The organism is Synechococcus sp. CC9605 (assembly GCF_000012625.1).
In the GTDB taxonomy this organism is placed as follows: domain Bacteria; phylum Cyanobacteriota; class Cyanobacteriia; order PCC-6307; family Cyanobiaceae; genus Parasynechococcus.
On the sequence record NC_007516.1, the window covers coordinates 948,901 to 961,728 of the forward strand.

12 protein-coding genes are annotated in these 12,828 nt (G+C 56.4%); 7 read left to right on the forward strand and 5 right to left on the reverse strand.

The window, feature by feature from the left end; translation table 11 throughout:
* Window positions 1–51 precede the first annotated feature (51 nt).
* Window positions 52–978, reverse strand: coding sequence for a sigma-70 family RNA polymerase sigma factor (locus SYNCC9605_RS05045; RefSeq protein ID WP_041434557.1), 927 nt, complete (start codon window positions 976–978; stop codon window positions 52–54).
* Between the two features lie 180 nt (window positions 979–1,158).
* On the opposite strand from SYNCC9605_RS05045, the gene SYNCC9605_RS05050 reads away from it, so the two are divergent.
* Genes SYNCC9605_RS05050 through SYNCC9605_RS05060 form a run of 3 tightly spaced genes read left to right on the forward strand, consistent with a single transcriptional unit; the run spans window position 1,159 to window position 3,018 of the window.
* On the forward strand, window positions 1,159–1,650 hold the full coding sequence (locus SYNCC9605_RS05050; RefSeq protein ID WP_011363983.1) for a DUF2214 family protein: 492 nt from the start codon (window positions 1,159–1,161) through the stop codon (window positions 1,648–1,650).
* Complete coding sequence (locus tag SYNCC9605_RS05055; protein ID WP_011363984.1) at window positions 1,650–2,315, forward strand: peptidase; 666 nt, start codon at window positions 1,650–1,652, stop codon at window positions 2,313–2,315. The genes SYNCC9605_RS05050 and SYNCC9605_RS05055 overlap by 1 nt, the downstream gene beginning before the upstream one ends.
* A gap of 46 nt (window positions 2,316–2,361) precedes the next feature.
* Window positions 2,362–3,018 (forward strand): L,D-transpeptidase, encoded by a 657-nt coding sequence (locus SYNCC9605_RS05060; protein ID WP_011363985.1) that lies wholly within the window; start codon window positions 2,362–2,364, stop codon window positions 3,016–3,018.
* Here the strand turns inward: SYNCC9605_RS05060 and hisIE are convergent.
* Entirely contained in the window at window positions 3,015–3,683 is a 669-nt protein-coding gene (hisIE, locus tag SYNCC9605_RS05065; RefSeq protein WP_041434560.1) for a bifunctional phosphoribosyl-AMP cyclohydrolase/phosphoribosyl-ATP diphosphatase HisIE, read from the reverse strand. The two genes, SYNCC9605_RS05060 and hisIE, sit on opposite strands and share 4 nt — an antisense overlap.
* Window positions 3,684–3,749: 66 nt before the next feature.
* Here hisIE and SYNCC9605_RS05070 point away from each other — a divergent pair, with 66 nt between their 5' ends.
* Together SYNCC9605_RS05070 and SYNCC9605_RS05075 are read left to right on the forward strand one after the other, a co-directional pair.
* Window positions 3,750–4,235 (forward strand): 6-carboxytetrahydropterin synthase, encoded by a 486-nt coding sequence (locus SYNCC9605_RS05070; protein ID WP_011363987.1) that lies wholly within the window; start codon window positions 3,750–3,752, stop codon window positions 4,233–4,235.
* 207 nt (window positions 4,236–4,442) lie between these two features.
* Window positions 4,443–5,087, forward strand: coding sequence for an aquaporin (locus SYNCC9605_RS05075; protein ID WP_011363988.1), 645 nt, complete (start codon window positions 4,443–4,445; stop codon window positions 5,085–5,087).
* Here the strand turns inward: SYNCC9605_RS05075 and clpB are convergent.
* The gene (gene clpB / locus SYNCC9605_RS05080) at window positions 5,076–7,664 is read right to left on the reverse strand and encodes an ATP-dependent chaperone ClpB (protein WP_011363989.1); all 2,589 of its coding nucleotides are present in this window, start codon (window positions 7,662–7,664) and stop codon (window positions 5,076–5,078) included. The two genes, SYNCC9605_RS05075 and clpB, sit on opposite strands and share 12 nt — an antisense overlap.
* 144 nt (window positions 7,665–7,808) lie before the next feature.
* Between clpB and SYNCC9605_RS05085 the strand changes: the two genes are divergently transcribed.
* Window positions 7,809–8,009 carry a hypothetical protein gene (locus tag SYNCC9605_RS05085; RefSeq protein WP_041435549.1) on the forward strand — a complete coding sequence of 67 codons (201 nt, stop codon included), beginning with the start codon at window positions 7,809–7,811 and terminating at the stop codon, window positions 8,007–8,009.
* 2,413 nt (window positions 8,010–10,422) lie between these two features.
* On the opposite strand, the gene SYNCC9605_RS05105 is transcribed toward SYNCC9605_RS05085, so the two are convergent.
* The gene (locus tag SYNCC9605_RS05105) at window positions 10,423–10,791 is read right to left on the reverse strand and encodes a hypothetical protein (protein WP_156783000.1); all 369 of its coding nucleotides are present in this window, start codon (window positions 10,789–10,791) and stop codon (window positions 10,423–10,425) included.
* A gap of 791 nt (window positions 10,792–11,582) precedes the next feature.
* Between SYNCC9605_RS05105 and SYNCC9605_RS05110 the strand changes: the two genes are divergently transcribed.
* Window positions 11,583–11,789, forward strand: a complete 207-nt coding sequence (locus tag SYNCC9605_RS05110) for a hypothetical protein (RefSeq protein ID WP_041434568.1) — start codon at window positions 11,583–11,585, stop codon at window positions 11,787–11,789.
* A gap of 754 nt (window positions 11,790–12,543) precedes the next feature.
* On the opposite strand, the gene SYNCC9605_RS05115 is transcribed toward SYNCC9605_RS05110, so the two are convergent.
* Window positions 12,544–12,822, reverse strand: a complete 279-nt coding sequence (locus SYNCC9605_RS05115; protein WP_257929951.1) for a hypothetical protein — start codon at window positions 12,820–12,822, stop codon at window positions 12,544–12,546.
* Window positions 12,823–12,828: the final 6 nt, after the last annotated feature.

Sequence of the window (12,828 nt, forward strand, 5' to 3'; positions counted from 1 at the left end):
ATCCCACTCTCTCCAGTCCCTAAACAAGACGCCAGCGGGACAAGCCGAAGTTCAGAGTGTGGATTCCACGAGTCCGCTCTGAATGCCTGTCTTGCGCAGTTTGCGCAGGGCCCGCTGCACCACCTGACGGCAATACTCACGGGAACAGTTCATATGGCGAGCCACTTCGGCGAGGGTGCGCCATTCGTTGGTGCCATCCAGCCCAAAGCGCAAGGTCACAACGGTGTGCTCTTTCGGGGTGAGATTGGCTTTGGCCAGCAAGGACCAGACCGACGCGGTGCGCTCGGCGATCTCGGCCCGTTCCATCGGCGGCAGCTCATCGCTTGGCAGCACGTCCACCAGCTCTGAGGGATCGGATTTCGATTTCACAACCCCCTGCAGGCTCACGGTGACGCTGCGCAGTTCACAGGCCAGCAGATCCTCCACCTCAGCGATGGGGATCTCCATGAACTCCGCCAGCTGCTCACCGCTCGGGCTAAGGCCGTTGCGCTGCATCAGGCGTGCCTTGGCGGCCCGCAATTTTGTGAGTTTTTCGTTCACATTCACAGGAATGCGAATCGTGCGGCTTTGGGTGGAGAGTGCTCGGTTCAGGCCCTGCCGAATCCACCAATAGGCGTAAGTGGAGAAACGATGGCCGCGGGTGGGGTCGTATTTCTCGACGGCACGGGTCAGGCCAAGGGTTCCCTCCTGAATCAGATCAAGCAGATCCAGGCCCTTGCCCTGATAACGCTTTGCCAGATTGACAACCAGGCGAAGGTTGGACGTAATCATCTGATTCTTGGCCCGTTCGCCACGGCGAATTACACCTTTTTCTTCATCGCTGTACTCACAGGCCGGACCACTCCCGCCAGCCAGATGACAGCGTTCTGTGATGGCGACCATCGCCTGAACCTTTCTCCCCATCATAAGTTCCTGCTCTGGAGTGAGCAGTTGATGGCGACCAATTTCGCCGAGAAAAGCACTCAGAGAACTCGTCATCATGACGATACGGCTGAGTTGAACCTAGAACCAAAGTGTTTTTTTCTGGCGGTCATAATAAAGACTCCCGAATTAATACTTTGTGCGCTATTTCACTCTTTCTTCCTGTTGGTGAAGTGAATCTTTCATTGTTAATTCAATTGGGTGGCTAAGGTCGCCGCACCTCCTGTTGCTACGCCCATGCCCCTGGCCGTCGCTCTCACGTCCGACATCGCCAAAAACGCAGGCGTTGCCTACGTTCACTACCTCAGTTTCATGCTCTGCTTCGGCGCTCTGGTGCTGGAGCGGAAGCTGATCAAAGCTGATCCGAATCGCCAGGAAGCCACGGCGATGGTGATCACCGACATTGTTTATGGCATTGCCGCCCTTGCTCTTCTCGTCAGTGGAATCCTGCGGGTCATCCACTTCGGCCAAGGGGCTGAGTTCTACACCCAGAATCCGCTGTTCTGGTGGAAGGTTGGTTTGTACCTCTCCGTGGGGGGGCTGTCGCTCTATCCCACGATCACCTACATCCTCTGGGCGATTCCGCTGCGCAAGGGTGAGCTGCCGAAGGTGAGCGAAGCCCTCGCCAAGCGTCTGGCCTGGATCATCAATATTGAATTGGTGGGCTTCGCCAGCATTCCGTTGATGGCGACCCTGATGGCCCGCGGTGTTGGTCTCCCAGCCGCCTGATGCAGCCCGAGCTCTGTCCTCCACAACAGCAGGTTCGAACGCTGCAGGTGGCTTTGGAGCAGCAGGCTTCTGGCCAGAGACCCGGCTATGCCTCCTCCATCGCCACCACCTCCCTGGGCCCGCCCGTGTTGAAGCACTGGTGCGTCTGGGTTCAGCCCGCCGCCGCCACGCCGGCCAACCGCTGGGACCAACGCTGGCTTGATCAGGTGTCCTCGGCGCTGACCACCTGGGGTGAACTGGTTCCGTTCACGCTGGTGGACAGTCCGGACCAAGCCAACGTGTTGATTCACCGGCAGCGTCCGGCTCGCCGGCAGGTGGCTGGAGTGTGGCGCGCTAGCAACGGACGCACACAGCTTCAGGCTGTGGATGTGCAGCGCCAGGGCCGCCGAAGGCTTGAACCCCTGGTGAAGGTGATGGTGTCACCAGGGCTGCGCGCTGAAGTACTGCAGGCCACAGCTCTGCATGAACTGGGTCATGCCTTTGGCCTCTGGGGCCACAGTTCTGTTCCCACTGATGTTCTGGCGATCAGCCAAGGCGAACATCCGGTCTTGGTGCCATCCCAGAGGGATCGCTTCACGCTGGCGTGGGTGATGCAGCAGCCCACCCGCTTCGGTTCGACGATTCAACAGCCCAGCGATCCGGTCAAATCTGAATCACCGGAGTGACGTCACCATTCGTGCGCGGCATGCTGCCGGCAGTCGTGATTGATCGATGCAGCTGATCCGTTCCCTGGCACTGGCTGGTTTGCTGGTGAGCCTGGTGGGTTGTCGTTCCAACAACAGCCTGCCCCAGCAGGAACCTCAGGTTCGGGAACCGATTCGGATTCAGCTGGACGGCAGCAATCCAGCAGCCAGTGAAGGTGTGTTGGATCGTGCTGAGGGACCTTTGCGGTTCAGCGTTGGCCATGGTCGCCATGGCATCGGCTGTGAAGGCACCACCTTCGAAGAGGGCGTCACCCCGCTCGGAACGTTTCAGGTCAACGCCATCCTCAGCATCGACCGCTTCGAGATGGATCCAGCACTGGTGAAGCAGTCTGGAAAATCGGAAGAGGAACTGCGCGAGAGCCTCTTCACCAACATGAACTCCATCGACTTCAAGGGTGACGGGGAAACCGGGGAATACGGCAACGGTTACATCAGCCTGGCTCCTGTGCCTGCCACAGAGCAGCCCTTCCGTTTCAACACCTACGACGGCGTCTTCCGCTGGTACAGCTTCGCCATTCACGGCACCAATGACGAGAGCCGGATCGGCAAGGCGGTGACTGGCGGGTGCATCAATGCCGGAAAGCTCACCTTGGGGGTCTTGTTGGACACCTTGGAGCTTGGCGATGAGGTTGTGATCAGCAGCGACAGCCCCTGCCTGCCTTAGTGCCGGCGCGGGGCGCCCCGTCGTGCGGCCAGCACTTCCTGCACCTGCCGCCAGCTGACGCCGTGATGGGCCAGGGCCACCTGCATGTGGAAGACGATGTCCGCAGCCTCGCCGGCGATCTCGGCAGCGTTGTCGTCTTTGCAGGCCATCACGAATTCAGCACTCTCCTCCCCGATTTTCTTGAGGATGCTGTTGTCTCCCCCCGCCAGCAGCTTGTTGGTGTAGCTGCCCTCTTCCGGTTGCTCGCGTCTGCCTTCGATCACCCGGAACAGTTCGGTGCAGGCATCCGTTGGCGGCGCTAAAGCCTCGGCTCCACCGCCCGTTCGGGCATCGCTGTTTTCGTAGAAACAGCTGCGGGAGCCGGTGTGGCAGGCCACATCCCCAGCCTGCTCCACGGTCACCAGCAGCACGTCGGCATCACAGTCGTAGCGGATCTCCCGCATCGTCTGGATGTGACCGCTTGTGGCCCCCTTGTGCCAAAGCTCCTGGCGTGATCGGCTCCAGTAATGCACCTCACCGCTGCGCAGGGTGGCTTCAATCGCGTCCCGGTTCATCCAGGCCACCATCAGCACCGCACCGTCCAGCCAGTCCTGGGCCACAGCTGGAATCAGCCCCGCTTCGTTAAAACGGAGTTGGTCAATGAAGGCGGGGCTGAGGGGCTGCATCAGGCCTCGGATATTCGGGCAACGCCTGAATCTTCCCGCAGCGTGCTCCATTCCGCGTTTCACTCCTTGCTCGTTTCTCCGACCCCCTACAGCTGCAGCAAAGCCTTCAGCGGCTATCCCTGCTGTCACCGGCAGTGGCGCCACCAGGGCCATTGCCGCTTCGTGCATGGGTACAGCCGTTCATTCACGGTGCACTTCGCTGCAAGTTCGCTGGATAGCTGTGGCTTTGTTGTTGATTTTTCCAGCTTGCGGCCTTTGGAACAGCAACTCAGTCAGCAGTTCGATCACACCTTCCTGGTGAATGCCGATGACCCTTTGATGGAGGAATGGAAGCGTCTTGATCAACTTGGTGCACTTGATCTCCGGGTTATGGACAATGTCGGCATGGAGGCATCAGCTCTGTTGGTTTGGTCCTGGACGAATGCGTTGCTGCTGGAGCGGGATGGAGGGAGGACCTGCTGCTGGCTTGTGGAGGCCCGCGAAAACACTCGCAATGCTGCTAGTTACCACGCGATTCCTGATTGGTTTGGCTCGTCCTTCAGGGGATCATGACGAGGGGTTCAGGTTATCCATCGCGGAAACCCACGACCTGATCTTTGCTCGTTCTGATGCTTGGTTGCTGACTGCAGCTGGTCACCGAGCCCTAATGATGGATTCAAAGTTGGCTGAGTGATCACACCCTTCAGCAACTGCACAGCATCTGAAGCGGGTCTGGTCTTTCCTTGGCCTGGTTAAAGCAGGTTCGATGAGGTTTTTGTCATGACGATGTCTTTATGGCAACGCACTGCATTGGAGGCCTTCGGTACAGGCTTTCTTGCCTTCACGTTGGGTCGACTGGGCAGCAGCGAATTCAATGGTTTCGAACAGGCCATCGTGATCGGTCTATGTCTTGCGATGTTGATTCATCTCATGGGTCGTGCGACCGGCGCCCATTTCAACCCTGCCGTCACATTGCTCCTGAATGCGCAAAGGTTCGGCCGAGCAAGGCTCCTGTCACGGGGTTCTCTCCGTGAATCTGTCGCCTACATCTCAGCTCAGCTGCTGGGAGCCACCGTGGGGCTTGGGCTCAACCCCTTTGACAGGCCGATCAATGACTTTGCTCTCGATGCCTGGCTGCCGGAGTTTGTCTTCAGCTTCGTGCTGTTTGGGTTGATTCTGCGTTGGAGTAGCGAAGGTCGCATCTGTCCTGTGGCTCAGCCCTTGTCTGGCCTTGTGATCGGTAGTGGGTTGAGCGTGCTTGTGCTGCTGGGAGGTTTGACTGGATCCGGCATCTACAACCCAGCGATGGCAATCGCATTCGCTGTTAAAGGGATGGGTGGTTCAATCATTGCCATCGTGGATCAATTCCTGGCAGCCGGATTAATGCTGATGTTGTTGCCCTCTCGACCACAGTCATCCGATTGAGAGCTGCTCTCCATCGACGTCAACTGCGATGGCACTGTTCTCGCCCAGTCGCCCGGAAAGGATCAGCTTGGCAATGGGAGTCTCCAGTTCCCGTTGCACAGCCCGCTTCAGTGGTCGGGCCCCGTAGACGGGGTCATATCCGGCACTGGCAAGCCAGTCGGCAGCCCCATCGCTCAGGCTGAGCTCCAGCTTGCGCTCAGCCAGCCGCTGGCGCAGACGTTCCACCTGGAGGGTGACGATCTGGCGCAGTTCCGCCCGCCTGAGGCTGTGGAAGATGATCTGATCGTCGAGGCGATTGAGGAATTCCGGCCGGAAATGGGCCCTGAGAGCCTCATTCACCCGGCTTTCTGTTGCTCGATGCTGCTCGGGATCGCCGGCCAGCTCCAGGATCGACTGGCTGCCGATGTTGCTGGTGAGAATCAGCACGGTGTTGGTGAAGTCCACGGTGCGGCCCTGCCCATCGGTGACACGGCCGTCATCGAGGATCTGCAGCATTACGTTGAAGACATCCGGGTGGGCTTTCTCCACCTCGTCGAACAGGATCACGGCATAAGGCCGACGACGCACCGCTTCGGTGAGCTGGCCACCGGCCTCATACCCCACGTAGCCGGGAGGTGCCCCGATCAAACGGCTCACGGTGTGCTTCTCCATGTACTCCGACATGTCGATGCGCACCATGGCGTCGTCGCTGTCGAACAGCCGGTTGGCGAGCGCCTTGGAGAGTTCCGTCTTGCCCACACCGGTGGGGCCGAGGAACAGGAAGCTGGCGATCGGACGATTCGGGTCGCTCAGGCCAGCCCTGGAGCGTTGAATTGCATCCGCGACGGCGGTGACGGCCTTGTGCTGGCCGATCACCCGCTGATGCAGGTCATCCTCCAGCTGCAGCAGCTTCTCCATTTCGCTCTGCACCAGCCGCGCCACTGGGATTCCGGTCCACTTGGCGATCACCTCGGCGATGTCGTCTTCACTCACCTCTTCCCGCAGCAAGCCTTTCTCGCCAGGCTCCTCTGAGGCAATCTGGGTTTCCTGTTCGAGCAACTGCTTCTGCAGCGAGGCCAGGGTGCCGTATTCCAGTTCCGCCGCTTTGTTGAGGTCGTAGCTGCGTTTGGCCTGTTCCACCTGCAGCTGCACCCGTTCGATCTCTTCCTTGAGCGACGACAGCTCATCGATCGCGCCTTTCTCCTGCTGCCACTGGGCATTAAGGGAACTTTGCTGTTCGCCCAGGTCTGCCAGTTCCCGCTCGATCCGTTGCAGCCGCTCCTGGCTGGCACTGTCGGATTCACGGCCCAGGGAGAGCTTCTCCATCTCCAGCTGCAGGATCTTGCGATCGATTTCATCGATCTCCTCCGGTTTGGAGGTGATCTCCATTTTCAGGCGAGCAGCTGATTCATCCACCAGATCGATCGCTTTGTCCGGCAGAAAGCGGTCGGCGATGTAGCGGCTGCTCAACACAGCCGCTGCCACCAAGGCACTGTCGGCAATGCGCACACCGTGATGCACCTCATAACGCTCTTTCAGACCCCGCAGGATCGAAATCGTGTCTTCCACCGTGGGTTGATCCACCAGCACCTGCTGGAAGCGTCGCTCCAGGGCAGGATCTTTTTCGATGTGCTGGCGGTGCTCGTCGAGGGTGGTGGCGCCAATGCAGCGCAGTTCCCCCCGGGCCAGCATCGGCTTGAGCAGATTGCTGGCATCCATGGCTCCACCGGTGGCTCCAGCGCCCACCACCGTGTGGATTTCATCGATGAACAGCACGATCTGGCCTTCCGAGGCAGTGACCTCCTTGAGTACAGCTTTGAGCCGTTCCTCGAACTCACCGCGATATTTCGCACCGGCGATCAGGGCTCCCATGTCGAGGGCGATGAGCTGACGGTTCTGCAAGGCCTGGGGCACATCACCGTTGACGATGCGCTGCGCCAGTCCCTCAACAATGGCGGTCTTTCCCACCCCTGGTTCGCCGATCAGCACGGGGTTGTTTTTGGTGCGCCGGCTGAGGATCTGGATGGTGCGACGGATCTCCTCGTCGCGACCGATCACTGGGTCCAGCTTTCCGTCACGGGCGGCGGCCGTCAGGTCCCGTCCGTACTTCTCAAGCGATTCATAGGTCCCTTCCGGGTTTTGATCGGTCACCGTCTGGTTGCCTCGCACGGCTGTAATGGCTTCGTTGAGTTTGCTGGTGTCAACGCCCGCTTGGCTGAGCAGTTGCCTGCCGCAGCGTTGATCGTCGGCCAGGGCCAGCAACAGATGTTCGATGGCGATGTAGCTGTCACTGAATCCATCGCGGGCTGTTTCGGCGCGATCCAGGCAGCTGTTCAGGGAGCGTCCCAGAAACACCGATTCCGGTGGAGAGCCAAGACTGGGCTGCTGCCTGAGATGGCTGTCGATGGCCGCCTGGAAATTGCCAACATCGACCCCTGCTTTGCTGAGAATGCGTCCAGCCAGCCCGTTCTGCTGCAACAGCGCAAGCAGCAGATGCTCCGTTTCCAGTTGCTGATGCTTGGCGCTCTGCGCCAGTTGCTGGGCGGCGATGATGGCGGCCCAGGCTTGTTCTGTGAACTGTTCCGCCGTGGGTTGCATCTCGGATGCGTTTCAAACTGGGTTCACCGTATGGGGCTTGTTCCGTCTTCAGGGGGGGCAAACCGAAGCCTTGGGATCGGTCCTCACGCCAGGGGGCGGCAAACCGGGGTGTCTTTTTAGAGTCTGCCGAACTCCTGGATGCCCATGCCTGATCAGCCGCTGGTGGACTCCCTCGTGCAGCAGGGCTTGGCGCTGGCAGCAACGGCTGGCGGTGAGCTTGAACGCAGCTGTTGGATTGTGGTGCATGAGCACCACCATGGGGTGAAACCCACGGAGTACGACATCCGGGAAATCGACGAGGATCTCTATCTGGCTGTGTTGCAGGCGGCTCGTCAGTCGCAATAAGGGTTCTCAGGGAATCTGTTGTTCTCAGTATTTTCCTGTGCCGCAACTGGAAGACAGTGCACGAAGTTGAAACCTGCCCCGCTGTCGCAGCGTAATTACAGTCATGGGTATTCATTCCCATCGTGGAAGCTAAACCCACGGTGGTGTCAACGTTTTTATAGATTTTGGCTACGCAAATTTTGCGACTTCTCCAAACAGCTCAACTGGAGAAATCAGATCAGGTCGGTAGCACGAACTGTCTTTTTAATGCGCTTTTTAGATACCGTGGCCGCCCCATTATTGGTGGTGTGAGGGCTCACAGGCCCAACAGCACGTCCTTCTTTGTTACTCGCCAACCTGATCGCTCGGATCTAGACGGAGCCCCTCTTGATGCAGGCTTGGGCTCTTTTTTTGGCGAACGAAACCACCGGCCAAGCCGAATGATGGTGGTTCCGCGGCCCCAGAGGTGTCGGGCTGAAGCTCCTCTGTCAAAACCTGTCGGAGCAGGGCCTGAAGAATCAACTGCTATGCGAAGGTCGCATACCAGTACGCATAATTACTGTGCACTCTGTTAGGCCTGAGTCACGTCATGAGAGACGGCAGTCCCGGCACCGAACACCGGAACTTTTTTGGCGAATCCACGGCAGACCGTTGAAGTCTTGAGCATGGGTGCGGGGCGATAGGGATACCGCCCCACCCTCTTTTTTAGGTCAAGCGAAACAACCGGCGTGTCGACCGAGCAATTGATGGTTTCGCTACACCAATGGTCTGGCCGTCCATGGGGTACTTCCGGCATCACGCCTGCGAGCAAGCTCGCAACGTATCTGCAACTACTGGAAAGCAGTTTGACCTACATCGCTGAACTGGTAGCTCTCTCTGCGTAGGTCTTCCTCAAGCTTTTGCAGTTTTGCGGTCAACGCGGCAACTTCAGAGCTGTGACCAATGGACGAAAAGTAGGCAAGCCGATAAGCCTCCCACCGAAGACCGAACTCCAGCCTCTCAATCGGAGTTTTGGCTGCTCGCATCTCACTCCCTATCAACTATTGAAAAAACTAAAAAGAAGACATCAGTCGATGTAGGGAATGTGTCTGCGAACATTTAGTGATTACCGCCCGCCATCTTTTCTCGAGAGCAAGACGAGACTTGAGAGACTTCTATGCGAGATGATGGGGGAATCCTTAAGCAGGGAGTCATTGCTATCGCTATTGCCTCGTCCTGCCCGCTTAACGTCGGTGTTCTCGATAGTTCTGGTTGGTGGACTGACGAAGCTCTCGTTTTGGCCGTTAGGCCTCTTTCGGCGCACGAGCTACATCAGCTCACTCTTGGCTCTGAGCGAGAATGGCGTCATCACCAAGGTCATGACCTGAGGCACTGAGGCTTCGCACTCATGCACAATTTATGGTGCTATGTCGTGAAACCCAGTCAGAGATTGAGGTCTGACTACGACATCCGGGAAATCGACGAGGATCTCTATCTGGCTGTGTTGCAGTAGGCTCGTCAGTCGCAATAAGGGTTCTCAGGGAATCTGCTGTTCTCAGCTGGCTGCGGCTCTGCAGTCATGACAGGTGTCTAGACCCGGCCATCTGTTCATTTTCGACCCCCATAGGGGGGAGTTTGTGGCTTTGCGCTCTCGATGGAGGACCTGACATTGTCTGCGCAAAACTTGCAGAAAAGGTTTGAAAATCCATGCATTGTCCTCAAGAAATTGTCTTCTTTCTTGTTAGGAATAGCCAGCCAATAAGGCTTGATATGTAGACAACACCAATGATGAACAGATTCAAAGGCAGGAACAGGCCCCAGATGAAGCACACCCCCACTGCTATTACTCCTGCCCATCCCAAGCCCTTAGGCCAATCCATGGTTACCTCTTCTTCCGGTCGAAGAGCAGCCAAAGTGCAACGCTGGCAGCGAGTAGAACGATGATGTTTTGGTTGCTCAGGTAGTCAGGGGCATAAATCCTGAATGCACCAATGATTAGGAAGTCTGTAAATAAATACCAGCCGAGAGATTTGAAGTTGATGGTCATGCCTGATTTCAGGAGTATTCACCATCATTAAACTCGTCAATCAGACATTCAGCCTCAAGGTCACTGGAACAACCAAGTAGATGCTCGCATCTGATTTTGAGCCATCTAGACACCTGCAGCTGCTGGGATTGCGGGGTCTCATCCATGGTGATGAGCTTGAGATTCCTTCTCCAGTTCTGTTCCCAGTAGCTCATGGCAATAAGAGAGGGTTATCGAAAATATCTCTACCGGCGTTGGGGGTCTGTTGTGTAGGCAACAATTGGCTCTCCTGCCAATCTCTAAAGGCCATTCAGGGAGTCATCAACAGGTGCATAGAGATCAAATGAAGTCCCGTGCAAAACAGTTTTTTGCCAGAGCAGGATCAAAAAATTCGGTTTATCTCACCAGGGCTTGCATCACTGCCAGTATTCAAACCGTAGAATTGTGCTTCTCAAACTTTCTGCCATGCAAGGATTCCTCGTGGGATGAACTAATAGGAAATAAGCTGAAAATTTTTTCCAAGACATAAGAACGAAAGAAATCCTTCAGGTCTGAAAAGCTATTGCGATACGGAATGGGGTACAGAAGGGTGCTGATCACAGCAAAAATCATCACGTGGAAAAAATTGCCAGCGGGGTAATGACCAAGCTGAAATCCCAGCAGGCGGGCCTCGCTATTGACGCTGAAATCAAGTCCGAAATGATCGTGGAGTTTGTCGTGAAGCTCTGTACACTCTCCAATTCCTGGAATCCAGTTTCTTAGAAATTGCACATAGGGATCAGGACTTGATTCAGGCATTACCCCATGGGAGTTCAATCCATTGAACGGAGCCTGTTAATGCCTTGATGTAGCCGATTCATCCATTTGCTCCGCCGGTGCGCTATTAATCACAAATAAGCTGGATCATCACACCCAGCGCCACGTGTAGATGGATCTAGCTACCGGCAGATCAAGGACGCGCAGTATGGAAGCAAGACCCATCCCTTAATGGCACATAACGCTTCGTTGTCACTGGATAGCAATCACTAGCTGCCATGAAGCTGAAATCCTGCTGATCTGCGGTTTTCAATGCTGTGGGGGAGAAGTCTTCTGACCTCGATCCCCCTCCAGTCGTGGCGGCCGCTTTCGCTACCCGTCCCATAATCGAATCCTGAGACTCCAACTGACCCTGCATCCAGCTGTCGATCAATTTCGTAATAAGTGGTTGTTGCTTGCGCCTGTGTTCTTTTGGAGGCATTGGCTGGCGGATGTTGATGGGGCTTTGATGAGGGCTCACTGACCCGTCAGCACGTCATTGTTTTTCGCTTGCCAAACTGACCTCGAAAGAAAGGAGCCCTTGCTTGAGAGAAAAGGGGCTCTTTTTTTGGGCGAACGAAACCCCACCGGCAAGTGGGCCGAGCGATTGTGGTTCCGCTGCTCCGGATCAACTGCAAATCAACTGGAGCTTTTCTGTCGTAACCCTGCTTCGACAGGGCGTGACGCATCACCTGACACCTATTGAGAGAGGGATGTCCTGAATCGATGAAACAGAGATGCACAGCTGCTGCACGCATTTACCTTCCGGTTTCAATCTGATACTCATCTTCGGCATGTACTTCATCGAACGCCGAGGGGCCGACCGTCAATGGATCAGGGAACTGAACTTCAAAAATGAATTCAAGGCAGTGATCGGTGCTCGACGCAAGGCAATTTCAACCTTGGTTACCTATCGGGTCGTCCATGCGCTCTGGCCTAACCAAGTGGTCTGCTACGTGGATGGACCCGAGCTGGCCAAAGAGGTGGAAACAAAGGGGTGACCGCTCTGCAAAGCACACCCACCTAGAACCGAACTCATCTCGATGAGCTCAGGCTGAGGTGATGGGGCAAATTGATCCGATTTGCAGGATCGGCACACCGAGCTGAGTGAGGTGAGGCCTTCATCCGAACGACTGGTGACGCTTTGCCTCTCTTCTTTCTCTCACCACCGCAGGTTTCAACGGGCAAGCCAATGCACGAAACGGTATGTGTTGTCCATCAAGAATGAGTTCGCCGAGTGATTGAGCGTGGTGAAGGTGAATCTCCATCAGATCTCCTACCAACATCCTTGGTGTAACCAGACCTCATTGCAGGTCCAGTGTCATCTGCTGCTATTTCGCCTTTGCATCGCGACTTGCCTCATCGACAGCAGAGAACTGAGTGTTTCAACCCAACCCACCAAGCAGGTCTAAATGGATACGTCACCTCCCGGAGTTCTTGAGCCATCACAGGTGTACGACACCCCAACCTCCGTGGAATTCTTGATGGCTGCTTTGGTTCTGTCCTCGACCGCCTCAGTTATTGCAACTGTCTTTCGCGGCAGTTACTGATCACGGTGTGAAGGCCCCCTTTTTGTTGCATGTCTGGAGTCTGTGATGGATGGGCTTAACCATGGCTTCTCTGTATGCACAATTTATGGCGCCATCCTTAAAAACCATGTCAGGAACTGGGATGAATCGACGACATCCGGGAAATCGACGAGGATCTTGATCTGTTGTGTTGCAGGCGGCCAAGCAGGCCCAGTCCGCAGCTTGATCAGCCCTTGAGCAGCTCCCGCAGAAGTGCGCGGTGAATGTTTTCGGCTTCGATGCTCTCCCGCATTTCTTTGGGGAGGCGGGCCTCCAGGATGTCCTGTTTTTTCATCTCTGTGGCATAGCGGCTGCTGAACGCGCTGAAGCGAATGAGATAGGGCGTCGCCGTCTCTGGGTTGAAGGCAATCACCTCCAGGGCATGTTTGAAGTGGAGGTAGGACACGGTCCACTCCACCAGCTCGTCAAAACTCAGCAGGCCAAGCGGATTGTCAGGGAGTGTCATCGCTGC

What these genes read in the sequence shown, in the direction of transcription:
- SYNCC9605_RS05045 (WP_041434557.1), bottom strand. Translation starts at nt 978, where the DNA reads ATGACGAGTTCTCTGAGTGCTTTTCTCGGCGAAATTGGTCGCCATCAA.
- SYNCC9605_RS05050 (WP_011363983.1), top strand. Translation starts at nt 1,159, where the DNA reads ATGCCCCTGGCCGTCGCTCTCACGTCCGACATCGCCAAAAACGCAGGC.
- SYNCC9605_RS05055 (WP_011363984.1), top strand. Translation starts at nt 1,650, where the DNA reads ATGCAGCCCGAGCTCTGTCCTCCACAACAGCAGGTTCGAACGCTGCAG.
- SYNCC9605_RS05060 (WP_011363985.1), top strand. Translation starts at nt 2,362, where the DNA reads ATGCAGCTGATCCGTTCCCTGGCACTGGCTGGTTTGCTGGTGAGCCTG.
- hisIE (WP_041434560.1), bottom strand. Translation starts at nt 3,683, where the DNA reads ATGCAGCCCCTCAGCCCCGCCTTCATTGACCAACTCCGTTTTAACGAA.
- SYNCC9605_RS05075 (WP_011363988.1), top strand. Translation starts at nt 4,443, where the DNA reads ATGACGATGTCTTTATGGCAACGCACTGCATTGGAGGCCTTCGGTACA.
- clpB (WP_011363989.1), bottom strand. Translation starts at nt 7,664, where the DNA reads ATGCAACCCACGGCGGAACAGTTCACAGAACAAGCCTGGGCCGCCATC.
- SYNCC9605_RS05085 (WP_041435549.1), top strand. Translation starts at nt 7,809, where the DNA reads ATGCCTGATCAGCCGCTGGTGGACTCCCTCGTGCAGCAGGGCTTGGCG.
- SYNCC9605_RS05105 (WP_156783000.1), bottom strand. Translation starts at nt 10,791, where the DNA reads ATGCCTGAATCAAGTCCTGATCCCTATGTGCAATTTCTAAGAAACTGG.
- SYNCC9605_RS05110 (WP_041434568.1), top strand. Translation starts at nt 11,583, where the DNA reads ATGTACTTCATCGAACGCCGAGGGGCCGACCGTCAATGGATCAGGGAA.
- SYNCC9605_RS05115 (WP_257929951.1), bottom strand. Translation starts at nt 12,822, where the DNA reads ATGACACTCCCTGACAATCCGCTTGGCCTGCTGAGTTTTGACGAGCTG.